This window comes from Streptomyces lydicus, assembly GCF_000717345.1.
GTDB lineage: Bacteria > Actinomycetota > Actinomycetes > Streptomycetales > Streptomycetaceae > Streptomyces > Streptomyces lydicus.
Window position 1 is genome coordinate 164,847 of sequence record NZ_JNZA01000012.1, and the last position, 18,443, is coordinate 183,289.

Annotated in this window: 15 protein-coding genes and 1 pseudogene; 6 read left to right on the forward strand and 10 right to left on the reverse strand. The window is 71.6% G+C overall.

All coding sequences use genetic code 11. The features are described 5' to 3' along the window. Positions 1–154: 154 nt before the first annotated feature. Both OO62_RS13305 and OO62_RS13310 read right to left on the reverse strand, forming a co-directional pair. Positions 155–646: a cupin domain-containing protein gene (locus OO62_RS13305; RefSeq protein ID WP_051733099.1), complete on the reverse strand. Its 492-nt coding sequence runs from the start codon at positions 644–646 to the stop codon at positions 155–157. A 108-nt stretch (positions 647–754) separates the two neighbouring features. Then, complete coding sequence (locus OO62_RS13310; RefSeq protein ID WP_033267552.1) at positions 755–1,555, reverse strand: helix-turn-helix transcriptional regulator; 801 nt, start codon at positions 1,553–1,555, stop codon at positions 755–757. A 187-nt stretch (positions 1,556–1,742) separates the two neighbouring features. Here OO62_RS13310 and OO62_RS13315 point away from each other — a divergent pair, with 187 nt between their 5' ends. Next, positions 1,743–2,480 (forward strand): SDR family oxidoreductase, encoded by a 738-nt coding sequence (locus OO62_RS13315; RefSeq protein WP_033267553.1) that lies wholly within the window; start codon positions 1,743–1,745, stop codon positions 2,478–2,480. 31 nt (positions 2,481–2,511) lie between these two features. Here OO62_RS13315 and OO62_RS13320 read toward each other — a convergent pair whose 3' ends face one another. Further along, positions 2,512–3,171 (reverse strand): NADPH-dependent FMN reductase, encoded by a 660-nt coding sequence (locus tag OO62_RS13320; protein ID WP_033267554.1) that lies wholly within the window; start codon positions 3,169–3,171, stop codon positions 2,512–2,514. 328 nt (positions 3,172–3,499) lie between these two features. On the opposite strand from OO62_RS13320, the gene OO62_RS13325 reads away from it, so the two are divergent. Then, positions 3,500–4,489: an ornithine cyclodeaminase family protein gene (locus OO62_RS13325; protein ID WP_033267555.1), complete on the forward strand. Its 990-nt coding sequence runs from the start codon at positions 3,500–3,502 to the stop codon at positions 4,487–4,489. 39 nt (positions 4,490–4,528) lie between these two features. Here OO62_RS13325 and OO62_RS13330 read toward each other — a convergent pair whose 3' ends face one another. Together OO62_RS13330 and OO62_RS13335 are read right to left on the reverse strand one after the other, a co-directional pair. Continuing rightward, positions 4,529–4,786 (reverse strand): WhiB family transcriptional regulator, encoded by a 258-nt coding sequence (locus tag OO62_RS13330; protein WP_033267556.1) that lies wholly within the window; start codon positions 4,784–4,786, stop codon positions 4,529–4,531. 359 nt (positions 4,787–5,145) lie between these two features. Further along, positions 5,146–5,505, reverse strand: coding sequence for a hypothetical protein (locus OO62_RS13335; protein WP_033267557.1), 360 nt, complete (start codon positions 5,503–5,505; stop codon positions 5,146–5,148). Between the two features lie 356 nt (positions 5,506–5,861). Between OO62_RS13335 and OO62_RS13340 the strand changes: the two genes are divergently transcribed. Both OO62_RS13340 and putP read left to right on the forward strand, forming a co-directional pair. After that, complete coding sequence (locus tag OO62_RS13340) at positions 5,862–6,830, forward strand: trypsin-like serine peptidase (RefSeq protein WP_051733100.1); 969 nt, start codon at positions 5,862–5,864, stop codon at positions 6,828–6,830. Between the two features lie 776 nt (positions 6,831–7,606). Beyond that, positions 7,607–9,154, forward strand: coding sequence for a sodium/proline symporter PutP (gene putP / locus OO62_RS13350; protein WP_051733103.1), 1,548 nt, complete (start codon positions 7,607–7,609; stop codon positions 9,152–9,154). Positions 9,155–9,207: 53 nt separating this feature from the next. Here putP and OO62_RS13355 read toward each other — a convergent pair whose 3' ends face one another. The 5 genes and pseudogenes from OO62_RS13355 to rox form a co-directional block, all read right to left on the reverse strand. After that, positions 9,208–10,530, reverse strand: coding sequence for an MFS transporter (locus OO62_RS13355; protein WP_051733179.1), 1,323 nt, complete (start codon positions 10,528–10,530; stop codon positions 9,208–9,210). An 8-nt stretch (positions 10,531–10,538) separates the two neighbouring features. Continuing rightward, a complete protein-coding gene (locus OO62_RS13360; protein WP_033267720.1) occupies positions 10,539–11,207 on the reverse strand; it encodes a winged helix-turn-helix domain-containing protein in 669 nt (222 codons plus the stop codon). A 126-nt stretch (positions 11,208–11,333) separates the two neighbouring features. Further along, entirely contained in the window at positions 11,334–12,284 is a 951-nt protein-coding gene (locus OO62_RS13365) for an SDR family NAD(P)-dependent oxidoreductase (RefSeq protein WP_033267559.1), read from the reverse strand. 150 nt (positions 12,285–12,434) lie between these two features. Next, positions 12,435–12,981, reverse strand: a pseudogene (locus OO62_RS36445) (GNAT family N-acetyltransferase). A 146-nt stretch (positions 12,982–13,127) separates the two neighbouring features. Further along, positions 13,128–14,573, reverse strand: a complete 1,446-nt coding sequence (rox, locus tag OO62_RS13375; RefSeq protein ID WP_033267560.1) for a rifampin monooxygenase — start codon at positions 14,571–14,573, stop codon at positions 13,128–13,130. A gap of 428 nt (positions 14,574–15,001) precedes the next feature. On the opposite strand from rox, the gene OO62_RS13380 reads away from it, so the two are divergent. Beyond that, positions 15,002–16,210: a carboxylate-amine ligase gene (locus tag OO62_RS13380; RefSeq protein ID WP_051733105.1), complete on the forward strand. Its 1,209-nt coding sequence runs from the start codon at positions 15,002–15,004 to the stop codon at positions 16,208–16,210. 173 nt (positions 16,211–16,383) lie between these two features. After that, entirely contained in the window at positions 16,384–18,441 is a 2,058-nt protein-coding gene (gene tap, locus OO62_RS13385) for a telomere-associated protein Tap (RefSeq protein ID WP_051733107.1), read from the forward strand. Positions 18,442–18,443 lie beyond the last annotated feature (2 nt).

Here is an 18,443-nt window from a genome sequence, read left to right on the forward strand (position 1 = left end):
CCGCCCCCTGACACGTCGTTGTGCAACGCATAACCGGAGCACACCTTCGCCGGACGGAATGCGGCGTCCGGGAGGGCGAGAACCCGTGGGAATCTCTCAGCAATTCCCCTGGGTGGAGAACCGGCGCCGAGCCTGCGAGGCGCCCGTCAGCTCATCAGCTCACCGGGTCCGTCGCCTCCTGGTAGGACCTCGTCCGGTAACGGCTACGGAATTCGGCCAGCAGCTCATCCGTCGCCTCCGCGCCCGCGCTGACGGCGGCGTGGACCTCACGGAAGTAGTTCTCGTAGCCCGCCGGGGTGTAGAGGCACAGGGCCCGCGCGGTGGTCGGGCCGGCATTCCGGAAGCCGTGCGGGGTGCCGCGGGTGGCGGCGAGCAGATGTCCGGGGCCCGCGGTCACCTCGCCGTCCCCGGAGTGCAGCGTCAATTCGCCCTCCAGCACGTAGAAATACTCGTCGTGGCCGTCGTGCACGTGGGGTCTGGCGCCTATGACACCGGGCGCGAGGCTGAACTCCTCGAAGGCGAAGTGCCCGTCGGTGTGCTCGGCGGTGAGCCGGAAGAAATGCGCGACACCGGCGACGTCGACGAGTTCGCCGTCCTCGGGGCTGCGCAGCAACGGGCGGGCGGGCGTGGGCAATTGTTCGGTCATGGCTGCATTCTGACCCAGAACCTTCCGCACGGGCGGCCGATATCGCCGGACCGCGACACGAGCGCGAAGCCGCTGCCGCTCCAGGGTCCAGGTCCCGGCCTTACGTGGTCAGTTGGCCGATTCCCGTTCGTCGGAGTAGACCACCAGTGTCCGGTCCGGCTGCTCGGCGAGGTGGAACGCGGTGTACGCGATATCGATCGCTCCCCGGCCCGGGCGCCGCAGCCGCTTCCGTCCGCCGCGCCGGACCTGTACGTCGTACTGCGGCCACCACGCACGCACCTCCGGGCTGCCCGCCGTGAGCTCCTCGATCAGCCGGGTGCAGCGGGGATCGCCGGGGTGGCGGCCGGCCAGCGTCCGCAGGCGGGCGAGCAGACCCCGCGCCTCGGGCTCCCAGTCGACCAGCACCTCCCGGGCCACCGGCTCCAGGAATACCCAGCGGGCGAAGTTCGCCGGCCGGTCGGCGGCCGCGGTGAGGCGCGGGAACAGCTCCTCGGCCGCCCGGTTGTGGCTGAGCACGTCGTAGGTGCCGTCGATGATGTACGCGGGGTTCGGCTGGAGCAGGAGCGGGACGGCAGCCACCTCGGCGGCGAGCGGCGCGGGCTGCGCGGCATCGGCCGCGGGCGCGTGGCCGGCGAGCTGGAAGAGATGCCCGCGCTCGTGCCGGTCGAGTCGCAAGGCCGTGGCCAGCGCGTCGAGCACCTGTTCCGAGACCCGGATGTCCCGGCCCTGTTCGAGGTATGTGTACCAGGTGGCGCTGATCCCGGCGAGCAGCGCCAGTTCCTCCCGACGCAGGCCCGGCGTCCGGCGCCGCCCGGTCACTGGCAGGCCCACCTGGTCGGGGGTTGTCCGCTCCCTGCGGCTGCGCAGGAAAACACTCAGCTCACGGCGTTGGTCCGGCGGTTTCGGCATGGTGGATGGCATCCCTGATTCCAGAATAAGTACGTTCTGTATACCAGGCTGAATCCTGCGCACACTGGTGCCCCCGGGCGGGAGTTCGGGCCTTGGCCGGTGCGCGGGACATGCCGCAGTCACCGGCCACCGGCTCGCCGCCCCCGGCGCCGGCATACGGCACGCGAGCACGAAGGAAGAGGCAGCCATGGCGGGAATCGACGGCAAGGTAGTGGCGATCACGGGAGCCAGCAGCGGCATCGGCGAGGCGACCGCCTTGCTGCTCGCCGAGCGAGGCGCACGGCTCGTCCTGGGCGCGCGCCGCAGCGAGCGCCTGGCCGAGGTGGTGGCCCGGATCCAGCAGGCGGGTGGCGCGGCCGTACAGATCCGCACGGACGTGACCCGGCGGGAGGACCTGCACGCCCTGGTCGCCCTGGCCGGCGAGCGGTTCGGCCGGCTCGACGTGCTGGTCGGCAACGCCGGGGTCGGCACGATCTCACCCCTGGACGATCTGCGCGTCGACGAGTGGGACCGGATGGTCGACGTCAACATCAAGGGTGTGTTGCACGGGATCGGCGCCGCACTGCCGGTCTTCCGTGCGCAGGGCTCCGGTCACTTCGTCACCACCGCGTCCACGGCCGCGTTCCGCATCGTGCCGAACATGGCGGTCTACGCCGCTACCAAGTTCGCGGTCCGCGCCCTCTGCGAGGGCCTGCGGCAGGAGGCCGGCGCGTCCCTGCGGGTGACCACGGTCTCTCCCGGCGCCGTGGCCACCGACTTCGCCGAGGCGTCAACGAACGAGCAGGTCCGAGCGCAGATCACGGAGCTGCGGGACCGGCTCGCGATCCCGCCCGAGGCGATCGCCCGGGCCATCGCGTTCGCGATCGAGCAGCCCTCCACGGTCGACGTGAACGAGATCGTCGTCCGGCCGACCGCCCAGAGCTGACCGGGCCGAGCGACCCCCTCCGTGCGACGGCTCAGTCCTCTGCCCGCTGCGTCACGGGAGCCTCGGTGCGATCGCCGGGGAATTCGTACCAGCGGCGCTGGAGGCAGACGTAGCGGACGTCGGCCTCGACGAGGCTGAGGAACGCCGTGACGGTTTCCCCGAGGCGCTCCTGCAGCCCCGCGTCGCTCAACTGCCCATCGTCGGTGAAGCCCTTGTGCGCCGCGGGGAGGCTGAACATGTCGGGGTAGACGCGCGTACCGAGGTGTTCCAACGGGACCCTGAGGGCCCAGAGCCCCCGATTGCCGCCGACCAGGGAAGGGGAGGCGGAGACGAGCAGGGCGTGCTTGGACTTGAACGGCTGAGGCCGGACGCGCGAGACCCAGTCGATGGCGTTCTTGACCACTCCCGGTACGGAGGCGTTGTACTCCGGCGAGGAGAGCACGAAGGCGTCGCACCGTTCGAGCCGTTCCCGCAGGGCGAGTGCGCCGTCCGGCAGGCCGTGCGCGGTCTCCATGTCGCCGTCGTACAGGGGCATGTCGAATTCCCGCATGGTGGCGAGATCCACGTCGGCCCCGGCGTCGGACAGCATGCGCGCGACGAGCGAGGCCAGGCGGGCGTTGGTCGATCCGGTGCGCAGCGAGGCGCCCAGGACGAGCAGGCGCAGCGGTTCGGGGTGGGCATCGGTGGGCATGGCGGTCGGGTCACGTCCTTCCGTCTTCCGCCTCACAGGGACGTCCGCCCTCCAGGAGGCGGCACGGGCACCAGTCTGGCCCGGCTCCCGGCCCTCGCCGGGTACGCCGCGCCATGAGGCCGGGTGCGCGTGGGGTGGATGGGCCCGCCGGGACGAGCGAGGTGCGTGGGGTGGACCGGAGAGCGGGTAGGGGCATGCTGGGCGTCGGCCGGTGTGAGCTGGGACAGGACCAGCGACGGACCGGGAGGCGGAAGCGGGGCCGTGGTCGTGCGGCTCCGCGCTCCGTTTCCCGGCCGGCCGTGGGGCTTCGATCGGAAGGTGCAGGCGAATGCTGGTTCTGGGGCGCGCGCAGGTGGCGGCGCTGCTCGACATGGATGCCCTGATCGACGCCCTGGCGTCGGCGATGGCGGACCTCAGCGCGGGCCGGGCGTCCTCCCCGGACCGCGTCGCCGCCACCGTGCCGGACCGGGAGGGCTTCGTGGCCGCGATGCCGGGCTTCGTGCCGTCGGCCGGGGCGCTGGCGAGCAAGCTGGTGTCGGTGTTCCCGGGGAATGCCGGGACGTCGTTGCCGACTCACCAGGCGCTGATCGTCGTCTTCGACCCGGACACCGGTGAGCCCACCGCGCTGTTGGACGGTACGGCGCTCACGGCCGCGCGGACGGCTGCCGCTTCGGCGCTCTCCGCGCGACTGCTGGCCCGTGAGGACGCCTCGGTGCTGGCGGTGCTGGGAACCGGCGTCCAGGCGCGCTCCCATGCCGAGGCGATGTGCAGGGTCAGGCCGGTACGTGAGATCCGGGTGGCGGGCCGCGACCGGGGCAGAGCCGCGGCTCTCGCGGCCGACCTGTCGGCCGAACTGCGGCTGCCCGTCGAGGCGGTGGCCACGTACGCCGAGGCGCTCGCGGGTGCGGACATCGCGGCGGCCACCACACATGCCGTCGACCCCGTGGTGCGCCGGGCCTGGCTGACCCCGGGGGTGCATGTGACGTCGGTGGGCTTCAATCCGGCCGGCCGGGAGATCGACGATGCCACGATCGCGGACGCGCTCGTGTGCGTGGAGTCGCGGCAGGCGGCGCTGGCGCCCTTCCCCGCGGGCAGCAACGACCTGCTGGAGCCGGTCCGCGACGGCGTCATCACGCAAGATCACGTCCATGCCGAGCTGGGCGAACTCCTTGCCGGCAGCCGGCCCGGCCGTACGTCACGTGAGCAGATCACGCTGTACAAGTCGGTCGGTGTGGCGGCCCAGGACGCCGCCGCGGCGGCCCTCGTCGTCGCGGCCGCCCGGAAGCAGTCGGTCGGGGAGGAGATCCGGCTGGCGTGACCCACTCTCGGCGGCGCGCCGTGCGCCCGGCCGGGTCGGCTACGAGGAGCCGGTCCGTGCCCGCTTGCGTGCGGCCCGGCGACGCATGGCGCGCCGCTCCTCCTCGTCCATGCCACCCCAGATACCGGCGTCCTGGCCGTGTTCGAGGGACCACTGCAGGCACTGCCCCATCACCGGGCAGCGGTGGCAGACCTCCTTGGCCTTCTCCGCCTGCATGACCGCAGGACCGTTGGTGCCGACGGGGAAGAAGAGTTCGGGGTCCTCGTAGAGGCATGCGGCTTCGTTGCGCCAGTTCATGGTGCGCTCCGTTCTCCGCGGCGGTACGCGGTCGGTATCACTGCTGCGGCAGGGACGGACGGACCCGGACCGGCCGGACAGCCCTGGCACTCCGCGTACCAGGGGCCCGGGGCGGCTCACGACGAGTACGAGGGGCCTGGGCGGCTCACGAGACCGGCCACCCGGACGACTGTGCGCACGCCCGCCCGTCAATTCCTGTCCCCGGCTTTGTGGTTGTACTGGGTCGCGTTCCCGGTCCCGCTGCCGAAATTCCCCCTTGCCCGCAACGTTTGAGCCAGCTGATGCCGAGGGCGCGGAAGTGCTACCGCTGACGGTGCCGGTGACGGTGCTCCCTCACCGCTCGGGCGCCGTGCACCGGCTCAGGAGGCGAACCACGGGACCCGGCAGGCGTGCGGCGCCATGCCCTCCGGACACAGCGTCCTGATCACCGTCTTGCGGATCCGTCGCCAGGCCCGCAGGGAACACGCCAACCGGACCCGCAGCTCGACCGATTCCCGCGCGCCGCTGCTCTGACCGGGATGTTCCCAGGCCCACTGATCCGCGAGAATGTCGTACACATCAGCGGTCGACAGCTCGCTCCCGTGAAAGGTGCGGGCGACGCCCGCGGCGACGATCCGGACGCTCCCCGAGCCTGCCACGGCCTCCTCGACGAGTTCCCTGACCCACGCCAGCCCCTGCTCGTCGGCGTACAAACCGAACCTCAGCGTGCGCGTCCTCATCGACTCAGCCCTTCTCGATTCGGCGGCGCCCGGGGGAGGGGAGCCGTGGCCCGGCAAGGGGCACGGGCGCCGTCATCCGCTCTGCACCTCTCGACTCTCGACGGGGCATCGTACGTGCGCGGGTCGCCGTGCCCGCGTCAGAGGCCGTCGCGTCAGGGGCTTTCGCGTCAGGGGCCGTCGCGGAAGCGGGCGTCCTGGTAGGGGCCGGGGCCGGCCCCCAGCTCGGACATCTGTCCTTCTCCGGGGGAAACCTGATCAGGTGAAAGCCCGTCATCGATGGTGGACCCGCTCGCCGGTCCGCGCTGCGGCGGGCTCACCGTCGCCGGTGTCCGCCTCGTCGCAAGGAGCCCGTCCTCATGCCCGCCGCCACGCCTCCCGGCATACCGGAGCCGACGTCCGCGATCCCCGCCCGCGTATCCCGATCCCGCCGCAGGCGCAGCACCGTTCTTGCCACCGCCGGCATGCTGCTCGTCTGCGTCGTGCCGGTGTCGGAAGCAGCCGCCGCTCCGAAGGGCACCGCCTCCAAGGCGCCCGATCCGTCGGTCTCCACCATGACCTTCACCGCCAAGGAGCGCCGCGACGCGCTCGCCTACTGGACCCCCGCCCGTATCAAGGCCGTGGGCAGGTCCGTGGACCTGGGCCCGACCGGCCCCCGGTCCCAGCCGTGGCGGGGCACCGCGATGAAGACCGTCGGCCGGCTCTTCTTCGTCAACGCCTCGGGCGCCGACACCTGGTGCACGGCGACCGCCGTGAACAGCGCCAACCACTCCGTCGTGATGGCCGCCGGCCACTGTGTGCGGCGTCCCGCCTCGCCCGTCAACACCTACCTCGACATGGTCTTCGTCCCCGGCTACGGCAAGGGCCGGCAGCCGTACGGCGCCTTCGCGGTCCGAGCCGCCGTGACCCCGCGCACCTGGGCGGAGGACGCCGTCAACGACGTGGCGGCGCTGGTGGTGGACGCCGATTCCAAGGGCCGCAAGCTCGTCGACGTGGTGGGGGGACAGCCCGTCGCCTTCAACCGCCGGGTGGGCGGGATGACGGTCGCCTTCGGCTATCCGGCGACCCGTCCCCAGCTCGGCGAGGAACTCCTGCACTGCACCGGTACCGCCGAGCCGGCGCCCGCCGGCGAGCAGGCCCTGCCCTGTGACATGGGCGGCGGGGCCAGCGGCGGCCCGTGGCTCACCGACTTCGACGCCACCACGGGCAAGGGCGTGCTGGTCTCGGTGAACAGCCACGGCGACGGACCGGAGTCCGGCACCCACATGTACGGCCCCGTGCTGGGCTCCGCGGCAAAGGCGGTGTACGAGCAGGCACAGCGCGGCTGACCGCCGCGCGCGGCGCGGGCGCGGCGAGACGGGCGGGCAGCCCCGCCTCGCGCCCGCCGTCGCAGGAGCGCAGGACTGCCCGCCGAGGCAGAGCTGTCCGCCGGGTCAGGGCTGGGGAGCGGGTGCCGGGACAGGAGCCGGCGTCCGACGAGGCCGGCCAGCAGCAGGCCGCCGACCATCGTGATCAGGGACAGGCCGGGACCCGGGGCCCAGTCGACGTCCGCGGCACGAACGCCGGGTCGGCGAGCCACTCCTGCAAAGCCGCCTCGCCCGCCGGCGTCAGCCGCATCACGCGCCGCATCCGCCCGCCCTGAGCCCGGCCGCCACCAGCCCGTATGCACCCGCCGAGGCCGCCACCCGACAGGGCTTCCTCCCCTCCCGCCCGACCGACCCGCGTCCGGGGTGACCGGACGGACACCGACGGAACGCCGAGCGCCACCAGGGCCAAACCTCCACCGCACACACCGAGTTGAAAGACTCGTGGTGCGTCGAGTCGCTGGCGGCACGCGGAAATCGGTGGTAGGGACATCTGGCCAAAGGGGTGACGCGGACGATCGCGGATCCGTATCCTCACGCGCCTGAGCCGTCCCACCAGGATCCTCAGAAGCCCGATGCCGCAGACGAATGCGTCAGCTCGATGCGTCAGCCCGATGCCTCTGACCGAAGCATCAGCGCGACGCGTCAGACACCGAAGCCTCACAGGACCCCGCGGGCCTCGCCCGGAGCCGGGCCGTCCCCGCCACCCCCCCCAGCAGCGCCTGTACCGAGGAGCAGCGATGACGCACCTGATCGTCCCCGTCATGATCACTTTCGGGGTCTTCCTGCTCGCCATGGTGGCGGTGGGCTTCTGGACGTATCAGGAGACTCTCACCTTCTCCGACTTCGCCCTCGGTGGCCGCCGGCTGAGCGCGCCGGTCGCCGCGCTGTCCGCCGGAGCCAGCGACATGTCCGGCTGGCTCTTCCTCGGGCTGCCGGGAGCCGTCTACGCCGCCGGCCTCGGGGCCGCCTGGATCGCCGTCGGGCTGGCCGTGGGCACGTATCTCAACTGGCGTCTGGTCGCACCACGCCTGCGCACCTACACCGAACGCGCCGGCGACGCCATGACCCTGTCGGCATACCTGGAAGAACGCTTCGAGGACTCCAGCAGACTTCTGCGCCTGGTCTCGGCCACCGTCATCGTCGTCTTCTTCACCGTCTACGTCGCCAGTGGCCTGCTGGCCGGGGGAGTGCTGTTCGAGGGCATCTTCGGCGGCGGTTTCGAATTCGCCCTCACCGTCTTCGCCGTCGTCATCGTCGTCTACACCGTCCTGGGTGGCTTCCGCGCCGTCAGCGTGACGCACACCGTGCAGGCCACCCTGATGCTCTGCGCGGCCCTGGCCCTCCCCGCGATCGCCATCGGCATTCTCGGCGGCTTCGGCGCGCTGCACGACGGTCTCACCCGCAAGAGCCACGCCCTCCTCGACATCGGCGCCAAGGCGGGCTTCGACGGCATCCATTGGACGCCCGGCCATTCCCTCACCGCGGTGGCGGTCATCTCGCTGCTCGCCTGGGGACTGGGTTACTTCGGTCAGCCCCACATCCTGGTGCGCTTCATGAGCATCCGCAGCGCCCGTGAGATCCCCCGGGCCCGCCGCATCGGCGTGAGCTGGGTGGTGCTCTGCCTGGCAGGTGCCTCCCTGATCGGGCTCGTCGGGATCGCCGCCCTCGACCAACCGCTGGACAACCCCGAGACCGTCTTCATCGCCCTGTGCGCCCAACTGGTCAATCCGTGGATCGCGGGCATCCTGCTCGTCGCCGTACTCGCCGCGATCAAATCCACCGCCGACAGCCAGCTCCTGGTCTCCGCGATGGCCCTCACCGAAGACTTCTACGGCGCGTTCCTCAAGCGCCGCGCCTCGGACGCCTCGAAGGTCCTCGCCGCCCGCGCGACGGTCGTCGTCGTCGCCCTGGTGGCCTACGCCATCGCCCTGAGCGGAGGCGGCGTCCTCGACATCGTCTCCTACGCCTGGGCCGGCTTCGGCGCCGCCTTCGGCCCCGTCATCCTGCTGTCGCTGTACTGGCCGCGCATGACCCGCGCCGGAGCGCTCGCCGGCATCATCACCGGAGCGGCAACCGTCCTGCTCTGGAAGCACATCGACCCGCTCCTCGGCCCCCTCCACTCGGGCATCTACGAGATGGTTCCCGGCGTGCTCGTCGCCACCACCGCCGCCCTGCTCTTCGGCAAACTGGTCGGCCGCCCTCCCCGCCGCGTCTGGTCGGGCCCCATGCACCCGAAGCCCCAGAACACCACCACCCCCGGCCTGACCCCACCCACCCTCCACTGACCGAACCCACCCGGACCCGCGGCCGTGCACACTTACCACGACCGTCGTGCGCTTCATGGAACGTCAGAATCCGTTTCACAGCGAGCAGTTCGGCCCTCCCCTCTGCCGCGCCCTCGATCCATTGCGCGCCACTCCGGCCGTAGTCCGGTCAGGCTTGTCGTGAGGAAGTAGAGCGCTGCACCGGTCAGCAGTACCGGCACCAGTCCGAAGGAGGCCACCATCGCTCCGCCGAGCAATCCGCCGAGGGGAATCCCGGCCCATGCCAGTGCGTCACCCAGCGCGTTGACCCGGCCGAGCAGCCGGCGCGGTACCCGCTCGAAGGACATCGCACCCAGGATGGGGTTGAGGAAACCCGCGCCGAACCCGCCGACAGCAAATACGGTGAGCACCGCCCACCTCGGCGCATCAGAGGCGAGAATCAAGAATCTCGGCGCACCGGCCAGCAGGAACCCGGCGAAGAACACCACGCGGCGCCGCATTCGGTGTGCGGCGGCCGCGGCCGCCAGGCTGCCGGCCACGGCTGCCAATCCCCCTGTACTGCTGTTCAGGCCGATGTCGGTCGGCCCGTGGCCGGACTCTTTCGCCCATACGGGCATGAGCACCGTGTTGAACGCCGCATCCAGCAGGTTGGTGATTCCGACCATGACGATGAGGGTGAGCAGCAGCGGTTCGCCGCGCAGGAAGACGAAGCCCTCGCCGAACCGCCGCCAGTAGCCCGGCTGCGCCCCGTCATCGGGTGGAGCGCCTTCCGCAGCTGCCGTTCCGATGCCGCGTGGCAGGACCAGCGCGACGATCACCGAGCCGAGGGCGAAGCACCCCGCGTTGACGAGAAGTCCTGTCAAGGGACCGAGCAGCGCCACCAAGGAACCGCCGGCCGCCGGGCCGATGGTGGAGGCGAGCCGTTCGGTGACGCCGGCCAGCCCCGTTGCTCGCTCCAGCGGTACGCGACTGCGCTCGGCCGCTTCCGGGACCATCACCTCCTTGGCCAGGTCACCGGGACCGCGTGCCGCACCGATCAGCGCGACCAGGACCAGCAGCAGGGGAAGCGAGAGCAGGTCCACGGCATGGAGGAGAGGAACGGAGCAGGCGGCGGCCGCACTGAGCAGGTCGGTGGTCCAGGAGACGCCGCGCGGTCCGGTCCGGTCCACCAACGGGCCGGCCAACGCCTTGACCACCACGTAAGGCGTCATCTCGCAGCAGGCCACCAGGCCGGTCTGGGTGGCACTGCCGGTCGTGACCAGTACGAACCAGGGCAGGGCGATGGCCGAGATCCTGGTGCCGGTCAACGAGACCGCTATGGCTGCGAGTACCCCACCCAAAGGTCGTAAGGAACGCCGGCTGGAGGCGCCGTCCGTATCAGGGGCTCCTTCTGTCACGACATCGGTCACGACCGCTCCGGCCCCTTCTCCGTTTCGGGCGCGGAGGTGGCAGTCGACGCTCCGGGCGCGTCCAGTTCGGGCAGGAGGTGTGTGATCACGGAGACCCGTTGGGCACCTTCGGGAGCTTTGGCCGCCTCCTCCGGAACATCGGGCCGGTACCGGCTGATGACTGCCCTCAACTCTTCTTGGAGGGCCACGGCCTCCTCAGGAGTGAGGCGCAGGGGCCAGTCGCTCATATCGAAGGTGTCGCGCCACGAACGGGGCATCGTCTGCAGCTCGTTGAGCGCCCGTTGCGTGCGCAGATTGTAGGTGGCGGCGACGGACCGCAGATACGCCATCGCGGCCTCGGGCTCTCGCACGGCGAGATCCGGGTCGTTGAACCACGTGGTCTGATGCACCGAACGCCACCAACGCTCCCGTCCGTTACCGCGCTCGGCGTCCTCCTCGACGAAGCCTGCCGCGCCGAGCTGGCGCAAGTGGTAGCTGGCCGTACCGGAGTTGACGCCCAGCCGCTCGGCGAGCCGGGTGGCCGTTGACGGTCCGTGCTTCCGCAGCAACCCGACCAGTTGCACGCGTACCGGATGGGCCAGCGCCCGCAGGCCCTTCGCGTCCAGGACGACCGCGTCTGCCTCACCGGGCAGGTCGGTCGTCGCCCTCTCTTCCGAGTCACTCATGTCGTGCACAGTAGACCGCAAAGAGTTCTTCGCAAAGACTTGTTCGCGAAGAAGTCTTTGCGGTCTAACGCGGCGCGGGTGCCCAGGGCTTCACGAAAAACTGAAAGCGCTGGGTGCGTGGCGTGGTCAGGCGGGGTGGAAGGTGGGGTTGACGCCGGTCAGGGCGCAGCTGGCGGTCCAGAGGTGGGCTGCGGTGGTGGGGTCGGCCAGGGGGCCCCGTACGGGTTCGAGCCGTGGGGCGCCGCGCAGGCCGGCCACTCGGGGGCCCCACATGTGGCCGTCGGTCACGGTCGGGTCGAGGACTGCGCGGACGGCGGGCCAGGCGCCGGCTTGCTTGCCCTGGACGACGAGGGCGAGGGGGAGGCCGCGCAACCGTTGGCCGGTGCTGCGGGCGTGGACGGGCGGGCGTGCGGGGGTGAGGGAGTCGAGCGCGCCGCCCGGGTGGGCGACGACGCTCAGCACCGTGCTGCCGCTGGCGCGCAGGCGGCGGTCGAGTTCGAAGCCGAAGAGCATCTGCGCCAGCTTTGACCGTTCGTAGGCGCGTTTCGGCCGGTAGTCGCGGGTGGTCTGCAGGTCGTCCAGATCCAGCTGCGCGGACTTGGCCGCGAAGCTTCCGGTGGTGACGACGCGGCCGGCGGGCGCGGCCGAGAGCAAGGGGGCCAGCCAGTGGGTCAGCGCGAAGTGCCCGAGGTGGTTGGTCCCGAACGTCATCTCGTGACCGTCCTTGGTTTCCCTGCGCTCCGGCTGGTCGAGCAGCACCCCGGCGTTGTGCACCACCGCGTCGAGACGGTCCAGCTCCAGGCTGTCCACGGAGGGCTTCAGCGAGGACAGGTCGGCGAGATCCAGCCGAAGATGGCGTACCCGGGCACCGGGGACGCGGGAACGGATCGAGGCCATGGCCGCCTCGGCTTTCGCCGGGTCCCGGCTGCCGAGGACGACGGTGGCGCCGGTGCCGGCGAGTTGCTCGGCGACGAAGTAGCCGATACCCGCGTTGCCGCCGGTGACGAGGAAGTTCTTGCCCTCGGCCGGTGGGAGCCGGTGAACGTCCCAGGGCGGGGTCTGGATTGCGGTAGGCACGGGAGGCTCCTTGCGCTCGGGGCTGCGGGGGCTGTCGGTGGGGGTGGCCGGACCGCTGGGTCCGTGGTCGTGCGCCGACCGCCGACCCTGATCAAGGTCGCAGCAAGAACCGACAGAACGCCGACAGATGCCCGGCCGCCGGGGGACAGATCACCGACGCGGGGTGGTGCGGCCGGCGATGCGGTACAGCACGTTCGGACGCAGTGGGCCTTCGGGTGCTGTGGGGTCCTCGAAGTCGTCGGCCGGGTCCCGGGGTCATCCCGAGCCGACGCATCACTGCCTGTGAACGGAGGTTGGTGGCCGTGGTCACGGCAAGGATCTCGGGCAGTTCAAGAGTGTCGAAGCCGTGGGCCAGGAGTGTCCGCGCGGCCTCGGTGGCGTAGCCCTGGCCCCAGGCCGAGCGGGCGAGCCGCCAGCCGATCTCCACTCCTGTGAAGGGCATGTCGTCATCTACTTGATCCAACCCCGCGAAGCCGATGAACTCACCCGTGGCCCGCACCTCAACCGCCCACCACCCGTAGCCGCGCTGGTCGAACTCGGCCTGGAACTGCGCCACGGAGGCGTCGCTCTGTTCGCGGGTGAGCAGGTCGCCCAAGTGCTCCCGAACCTCGGGATCGGCATTCATCGCCGCCCACGGTTCAAGGTCGGAGTCCTGCCATCGGCGGAGGGTGAGGCGATCGGTACGCAGTTCGGCCATGTTGCCCAGCCAACGTGAACCCCGGCCCCGAGGCAATCTCTTTCGCACCGGGAACGGCGCCACCGCCACCGCCACCGCAACCGCCGCCGACGACGCGTCGGCGGCGGCGGTCATCCGACAGCCGGTCCGGGGCCCCGGCCGCGCGCTCAGCCGGCGGCGGTGCCGAACCACGTGGGCAGCTGGCTGAGCAGATCCTGCTGATCCTCACCGACCCACGCCACATGTCCGTCCGGCCGCAACAGCACGGCGGGCACGTCCAGTTCCTCGCTGACGTCGGCGACGTGGTCGATCCGATCCGCCCAGCCCGCCACCGAGAGCCGGCCGGTCCGGTCGAGCAGCAGTCCGCGGCCGCCGTGCATCCGCTCGTAGAGGCGCCCCTGCTTCAGCTGCACATCCCGCATCCGCCGGCCGAGCAGGGCGTGGCCCTCGCCGAAGTCGTATCGGATCCCGATCGCGGTGATCTTCTCGATCAGGTACCGGTTCACCTCCTCGAAGTCCAGCAGTTCCGCCATCAGCCGGCGCACCGCCTGCGGGCCCGGCTCGGTGGACATCAGCTCCATCTGCGCGCGGGTGTTGTCCAGCACGGCGGCGGCCACCGGGTGCCGTTCGGCGTGGTAGCTGTCAAGGAGCCCCTGCGGTGCCCAGCCGCTCACCTCGGCGGCCAGTTTCCAGCCGAGGTTGAACGCGTCCTGCACGCCGAGGTTGAGCCCCTGCCCACCGGCCGGCGGGTGGATGTGCGCCGCGTCGCCGGCCAGCAGCACCCGGCCGACCCGGTAGCGCTCGGCCTGCCGGGTGGCGTTGCCGAAGCGGGAGAGCCAGCGCGGTGAGTGCACGCCGAAGTCGGTGCCGGCGTACGTCCGCAGCTGTTGCTTGAACTCCTCAAGCGTCGGCGCGGTCGTACGGTCCTCGGCCACCCCCTCGGCGGGTACGACGACGCGGTACAGCCCGTCGCCCTCGGGGGTGGCGCCGAACCGCTGGTGGGTCTTGCGGACCTCGGCCATCACAGCCGCCAGCTCCTCCGGCGACGCGGTCAACTCCATCTGGCCCAGCAGCGTCTCGACCGTGGAAGGCTCACCGGGGAAGCCGACGCCGAGCAGCTTGCGCACCGTGCTGCGGCCGCCGTCGCAGCCGACGACGTAGCGCGAGCGCAGCTGTGTGCCGCCAGCACTGGCGGCACCCCCGTTGGCCAGCTCGACGGTCACCCCGTCCTCGTCCTGGCTCAGCCCGACCAGTTCGCAGCCGCGCCGGATCTCGACGCCGAGCTCGGTGGCACGCTCGGTCAGCAGCCGCTCGGTGACCGTCTGCGGGATGGCGAGGACGTACGAATGCGTGGTGTCCAGCTCGGGCCACGTCTTGCCGAGGCCGGCGAAGAAACCGCCGACCCTGAACTGCTCGCCGAGCGGGAGGAACCGGTCCGCCAGACCGCGCTGGTCCATCACCTCGATGCTGCGTACGTGCAGGCCGCGCGCACGGGCCTGCACGGTCGGCTCCGCCTCCTTCTCCAGCACGAGCACGTGCACGCCGTGCAGCCGCAATTCGCAGGCCAGCATCAAGCCGGTCGGTCCGCCGCCGGCAACGATCACGTCGATCATGGGCAATTTCCATTTCCGCAGATTCTGGCTTCGGCCGGTGATTCTGCGGCAGGACCAGGGCCTTGCCGCAAGGCCCCCCATGCGCTATACGTTAAGAGTGGCAAGGAGCAGGTGCGCTCTTTGCCTTTCTCTTTTTCGTCCGCTGCGGCGGGACAATTCCTTCCGCGAAGTGGCGGCGCGCCGCGTACGGCGGCCTTCCGAGAACCTCCCCCGTAGCCCCCGCGGCAGGTGTGCCGGACGGCCGTGCACTCCGGTCTCTCGCTTACTCGTGCCCGGGGATGCCCAAGGCTTCGGGATCGACCGGATGGTTCCGGACAAGGTGGGGCGGGTGATCGAGAATGCCTCATTCGCGTCCACCCCCTTGCCCTGGTCTTCCCTACTGTGGGAGCCGCTTTGTCGTGCTGCGTGGCGCGGAGGCTGGAGGCGGCGTGCGGGAACCCTACGCGGTGGGTGCGGCGGTCCGGGCGGGGCGAGCGGAACTGACGCTGGGGGTGGAGGAGGAGTTCGTTCTCGCGGATGCGGCGACGCGCGAGGTGGCGCTCGCGGCGGATGCCGTGGTGGGGGTGGCCGGGCGGCTGGCGGAGGACCCCCGGCAGGTAGTGGGCGAGATGGCGCTGTGCCAGCTGGAGACCGTCAGCGCCGTCTGTGCCGACGCCCGGCAGCTGTACGCGGAGGTCACCCGGCTGCGCCGGTGTGCGGCGCGCGCCGCGTGGGAGGCCGGCTGCCTGCTGGTGGCCGGCGGTACGGCACCGCTGGGAACCACGGGGCCACCCCCGATCCTGGACAAGCCGCGCGATCATGCGATCGCCGCCCGGTTCGGGATGCTCGTGGAGCAGCAGTGCGCCAACGCCTGCCATGTGCACGTAGGGGTGCCGGATCCGGAGGAGGCCGTGCAGGTGGTCAACCACCTGCGGCCGTGGACACCGCTGTTGCTCTCCCTGACCGCCAACTCCCCTTTCTGGAGCGGCCGCGACACCGGCCACGCCAGCTGGCGGTCGGTGCTGTGGGGCCGTTGGCCGACCGCCGCCCCGCCGCCGTACTTCCACTCGGTGGACCACTACGAGCAGGTCGTCTCGGCGCTCATTGACAGCGGGGCCGCGCTGGATCCGGGCATGCTGTACTGGTCCGTCCGGCCCTCGCGGCATGTGCCCACCGTGGAGGTCAGGATCGCCGACGTGCTCCCCGGTGCCGGGGACACCGTCGCCTATGCGCTGCTCGTCCGCGCCCTGGTCGCCGCGGCGCTGGTCGAGGTGCGCAAGGGGCGGCCGGCCCCGCCGGTGGAGGACGCGGTCCTGCGTGCGGCAGTGTGGCGCGCGGCTTGTGACGGCATGTCAGGTGAGGCACTGACCCTGGCGTTGCCCGGGCCGCTCCGCGTCGTCCCGGCCTGGGACCTGACCGCGGCCCTGATGAGGCGGGTGCAGGGGCATCTGCGGGCGGCCGGCGATTTCGAGACGGTACGGCGGTGGCTGGTGCGGCTGCAGCGGCACGGGACGGGCGCGGCGCGGCAACGCGCCGTGTACCGGCGCACGGAACGACTTGAGGATGTGGTGGACGCGCTGGCCGTCCGCGTGCCGGTCCGGCAGGGCGTCGACACCGGCCCGGCGGACCGGGCCTGCGACACGACTCGGCCGACCTAGGGGCTGTCGTTTGGATCATGCCGGGCTCGCGGGGTCTGGCACCGCACCTCGCCGCGTTGTTGTCGGTCGCCAGGGCTCCGCCCTGACTCCCTCCTCCGCCTTGCGATGCACGGCACCAGACCCCGCTCCCTGATCCGGCCTGATCCAAACGACAGCCCCTACCGGGGGAGCGGGTGCGGCTCCGCGAGGCGGGGAGTCTGACGCAGGCACAGGTCGCCAAGGCGCTCAGGGTGCGGCGGGAGACCGTCGCCGACTGGGAGGCCGCCCGGAAGGAGCCGCGGCCACCCAAGCGCGCCGCCTACATCCGGCTCCTGGAGGGGCTCGCCGCGCGTCATCCGGTACCCGAGCCCACCGCCGCCCCGGCCCCGCCGCCGGCGTCGGAGGCCCGCACCGCGCCGAGTGCCGCGCCCTCGTCGGCAATGGCCGCTGCGCCGGCTGAGGGCGTGGCCGCTCCCGTCGCACCATCACGCCCCCGGCGCGCGGTGGAGCCGTCGCAGGCGCCCCGGACGACGGCGGTGGCGAAGAAGGCCGCGCCCAAGCGGCCGGCTCCCGTACCGACCGATGTGGATCCGCGGTTCGGCAACGGGCCGTTGGGCGTACTGGACGGTGACGGGTCGCTGTACTGCGTCGGCGGGTTGGTTCTCGACTGCCCCGCCACGACGCTGCCGGCCCTGGTGGAGTGGACGCTGGCGGAGGCGAAGCTCGGTGCGCCGAGGCTGCACAAGAGCGGCAAGGACTCCGACCCGCTGATCGTGCTCACCGCCGGGGCCGCCGAACTCCTCGGACTCCCCGACACGTTGGAGGACCGGCGGGGACTGCGGCTGCCGGAGGACCACAAGGCGGTCAAGCAGCTGACGAAGGCGGACTGGAAGCTGACCCGGCGCGGCTTCGGCCCGTGGGCACGGATCTACCGCTCCGCCGACGGCGGCCGGCGCCGGTGCGTACAGCTCGCCGTGCTGCCGTGGGGCGCGCTCGATGCCCGTTCGTGGGGCGACACCGGGCAGCTGCCGCCGGCCGAGGTCGCCGCCGTCCTGGGCACGTACGCGACCCGGGTCCTCACGCCCCGCGGTTCGACCGCCGTGTGCGGTCTGGAGCTGATGTCCGCGCTACGGCCTCCGACCCGGGCCGTCCGGGACGAGACCACCGGCTCGTGGGTGTCCGGGCCGCTGCCGGGTTCGCTGACCGAGCCGGTCGACCCGGCGCCGCCGGAGGCGCCGATGGAACACCCGGTCGTCGCCGCGCGCTACCCGCGCTTCCACGAGCGCACCCCGGAGGAGGCCCTCGACGAGGAGGCATACGACTGGTTCCGGCCGCTGACCGACGAGGAGTGCACCCAGGGCTACACCCACGCCGTCGGTATCGACGTCAACATGGCCTTCGCCGCGGCCGCCAACCGCCTCAACGTCGGCCTCGGACCGGCCACCCACGTGCGGGCCCCGGCCTTCGACCCCAAGCTGCCCGGCTCCTGGCTGGTCGACCTCTCCCACCTCGACCTGGACCCGCGTCTGCCCAGCCCCTTCACGCCGCGGGGCGACCGTCCCGAAGGACCGGGCTGGTACGCCACGTCGACGGTCGCGTACGCGCTGGAGCTCGGGGCCCGGGTGCGGCCGGTCGAGGCATACGTCCGCCATGAGCACGGCGCCTACCTCGACCCCTGGTACGCGCGTCTGCGCGACGCCTACCTGGAGACGATGGCCGACCTCGGCGTCACCACCGGCATGAGCGACGAGGAGTTCCTCGCCGCCATGGCACACCACAAGGACGCCGACCCGGGTCGGGCCGCGGTGCTGTCGGCGGTCAAGTCCACGGTCAAGGGCGGGATCGGCAAGCTGCGCGAGCGACCGCAGAGCGCGCGGCACACCTACGGCGAGGGCTGGCCGGCACTGCAGCGGCCGACCTGGAGCCCGCACATCAGGGCGGAGCTCATCGGCAAGGCCCGCACCAACATGCACCGCAAGATGACCAAGCTCGCGTCCGTGGGGCGGTACCCCGTCGCCGTGCTGTCGGACTGCGCCGTGTACGTCTCCCGTGGCCCGTCGCCGCTCGATTTCCTGCCGTACACCCCCGAGGGCAAACCGCTGCCCGGCGGGTTCCGGCTCGGCGTCAATCCCGGGATGGTCAAGCACGAGGGAACCCAGGACTTCCTGTGGCTCGCCTCGATGATCGAGGACGAGCAGCTCAATCCCGCCCGGCACATCAAGGGCACCGACGCCGTGGCTGACGGAGAGTAGGC